The organism is Mesorhizobium sp. M7A.F.Ca.AU.001.01.1.1, assembly GCF_004022735.1.
GTDB lineage: Bacteria > Pseudomonadota > Alphaproteobacteria > Rhizobiales > Rhizobiaceae > Mesorhizobium > Mesorhizobium ciceri.
Window position 1 is genome coordinate 1 of record NZ_RZPF01000852.1, and the last position, 2,491, is coordinate 2,491.

A 2,491-nucleotide genomic window follows, 5' to 3' on the forward strand; every position below is an offset into this window, starting at 1 on the left:
CTAGGGCAATGACGACCGGCGCGATCAGATGGAGGTAGGAGCCGAGCAGGAAACGATACACTTCCGGGTCCCTCGACACGAAGACCGTGTCGTAGAAGTGCAGCGAAAATCCTTTCAGCCGGAACTTGATCGCCGAAACCACGGTGACGAAGGCAATGCCCATCCAGGCGAGGTAGACGGAAAAGGCAAGGCGCCCCGAAGCCAGGAACAGAAGTCCGGCAAGGGCAGCCACCAGCGCCAGCGAGAACGGCACCGACAGCCATTCGTGCTCGGCCCGTCCGGCGGCGAAGACGCCTGCAAGGCTGACCACGGCCAGCGTCAGCGGATGGCAGAGCACCCGTCCAAGACCTTGAAGCTGAACCACAGATTTTCCCACGAAGATGCCTGAGCACAGTTTCGGGAAATTCTTCGATTATTTGCGGGCTAAGAACAAATGTATAGTGGATTTAACCTTAACTCGGCTGGTCGGGATTGTCCGGTGCGCGCCAGCGCTCGCGCGGGGCCGCCCCGAAAGGTGCCTGGCCCCGCGGTGCTTTGATCAGTAATGGTGCCAGTGGCGCCAGTGATGATGCGGATGCCAGACGTAGGCCGGACCGTGCCAGTAGTGGTAGCGCGGGCGCACGACGACGACGCCGTTCGGCACGCAGCGGCCCCATCTGTTGGGGTGCCAGCCGATGCCGCAGCCCCAGCGGACATGCTCGACCAGTGCCGGGGTGGCTGGCTTCGCAACGGACACGATGGGCATTGCGCTGGAGGCGGAGGCTGTCGCGACAGTTCCACCGATGGCCAGGATAGCGGTTGCTGCATAGTTTTTCAGGCGACTCATAATTGGACTCCGAGTGCTTTCGACGATGAAGATGGCCGTCCTGTATGGTGCACAGGGCAGGCTTGTCCCTTCGCATCGTTAAACGGCGTCTCCGGTCTTTTCCGTCGGTCGTCATGGCGATTTTTTTGGCGTAACGGTGGCGCGGCGTTCCATATGGCGCAGCAACGCCTGTGCCAGCACGCTCCGGTTTTCAGGCGATGTGCTCGCCGCGAAGTCGACAATGGCCTGTTCAAGCCGGCTGCGCACCGTCACATCGGCATCGCGTGCCCGTTCCAGGGCGGCGGACAAGGCGGCCTTGTCCATGACAGGCTGCTGCAACAGGTCCGCTGCCTCCTGCCTCGCCTGCTGGCCATCGAGAATGATCTGACGGGACTGCACGCGAACCTGGCGCAGCGCCTCGCGGAACGCCTTGCGATCCTGGTCGGGAAGGTGTCGGCCGGCCGATTCCAGCGAGAAGCCCGATTTGGCATTTCTCAGCCAGACCGCGCCACCGACAAATGCGCTGGCCAGAAAGACGTTCAGCACCACGGAAGCAATGACCAGACCACGGACCCAGCGCGTACTCATAGGCTTTCCTCACCGTTCTCGGCATCCGGGCCGGCATCGCCAAACGCCGTCACATTGGCATCCAGCACAGTGTGGTCCGGCTGGACCTCGGGCGTGATGACGGTCACCAAAGCCAGTCCTGCCACGGCGCCGGCCAGGCCAATGCCTGCGAGTCCCAGCCCCAGCCACCAGAACCGCTGCCGCCGGCGTTGGACAAGGTGCCGGCCGGCGACCTGCAGGATACTGCCGTGCAGCGCTTTACCGGGGGCGTCGACGCGGTAGCTGTCGAGCAGCGCGTCAAGTGTCCCGGCCTGCCTCAAGATGGCCTCGCCCGCGTCGCTTGCGGCAAAGACCGTGCCGGCCATTCGCTCGGCCTCGGGCCATCGCCGCAAGTCGCCGCCATAGGCCTGCGCCAAGGCGGCAAAGCGCCTGGCATCCATTGCGGGTTCGTTCCTGGACCCTTCAGCCATGTGTCTCCCCCTTGCCCGTCGGCGCCGAGCGCCAGGCGGCACCAGCAAGGCGCAATGGCCGTGCTGCGTTGCTGCTTGCCCGGCGTTTACTCATCGGCGCCATCCTCCGCCAGGATCGCTTGCAGCGACCGCCGGCCGCGCGCGAGCAGGCTTTCCAGGGCATCGACGCTGATCTGCAGTGTCGCTGCCGCCTCGATATTGGACATCCCCTGATAGTAGACCAGAACGATCGCTTCGCGCTGGCGCGGCGCTATGGCTTGCAGCGCCCGTTCGACCCGATGGGCTTCTTCCTCGGAATGAGCATCGGGAAGCGGCGCAGGATCGGCGACGTCCGGCAGGTCGCCGGTCACCCACTCGCGCCTGCGACGCAGCCGGTCGTAGCAAAGGTTGAGCGTCACCCGGTGGATCCAGCTGTCGAAGCGCGCATTGCCGCGCCGCCAGCTCGCGGCATGGCGCCAGATCCGCACGAAGGTTTCCTGCGCGACATCCTCGGCCTCCGCCGCATCGCCGAGCATGCGCACGGCAAGCGCCAGGATACGCGGCAGCTTGCGCGCGACGAGCGTTTGCACGGCTGCCGGCTCGCCGGCGCCGACACGGCGAACCAGCTCCTCGTCCGGATCCGCAGCCATCAGTCGGCGCACTCCCGATG

At 65.1% G+C, this 2,491-nt stretch carries 4 protein-coding genes and 1 pseudogene; all 5 read right to left on the reverse strand.

Translation table 11 applies throughout. From position 1 onward, the window contains the following. A pseudogene (locus tag EN884_RS32885) lies at positions 1-364 on the reverse strand (sulfatase); the annotation flags it as partial. A 174-nt stretch (positions 365-538) separates the two neighbouring features. Then, complete coding sequence (locus EN884_RS32890; protein WP_013527963.1) at positions 539-826, reverse strand: hypothetical protein; 288 nt, start codon at positions 824-826, stop codon at positions 539-541. Between the two features lie 111 nt (positions 827-937). Further along, complete coding sequence (locus EN884_RS32895; RefSeq protein ID WP_063169958.1) at positions 938-1,393, reverse strand: periplasmic heavy metal sensor; 456 nt, start codon at positions 1,391-1,393, stop codon at positions 938-940. Next, complete coding sequence (locus tag EN884_RS32900; protein WP_245458408.1) at positions 1,390-1,812, reverse strand: hypothetical protein; 423 nt, start codon at positions 1,810-1,812, stop codon at positions 1,390-1,392. The genes EN884_RS32895 and EN884_RS32900 overlap by 4 nt, the downstream gene beginning before the upstream one ends. A gap of 116 nt (positions 1,813-1,928) precedes the next feature. Further along, on the reverse strand, positions 1,929-2,471 hold the full coding sequence (locus EN884_RS32905; protein WP_024503412.1) for an RNA polymerase sigma factor: 543 nt from the start codon (positions 2,469-2,471) through the stop codon (positions 1,929-1,931). Between the last annotated feature and the right edge of the window lie 20 nt (positions 2,472-2,491).

Excerpts from the sequence above, each read along its gene's own strand:
- EN884_RS32900 (WP_245458408.1), bottom strand. The coding sequence starts at position 1,812 with ATGGATGCCAGGCGCTTTGCCGCCTTGGCGCAGGCCTATGGCGGCGAC.
- EN884_RS32895 (WP_063169958.1), bottom strand. The coding sequence starts at position 1,393 with ATGAGTACGCGCTGGGTCCGTGGTCTGGTCATTGCTTCCGTGGTGCTG.
- EN884_RS32905 (WP_024503412.1), bottom strand. The coding sequence starts at position 2,471 with ATGGCTGCGGATCCGGACGAGGAGCTGGTTCGCCGTGTCGGCGCCGGC.
- EN884_RS32890 (WP_013527963.1), bottom strand. The coding sequence starts at position 826 with ATGAGTCGCCTGAAAAACTATGCAGCAACCGCTATCCTGGCCATCGGT.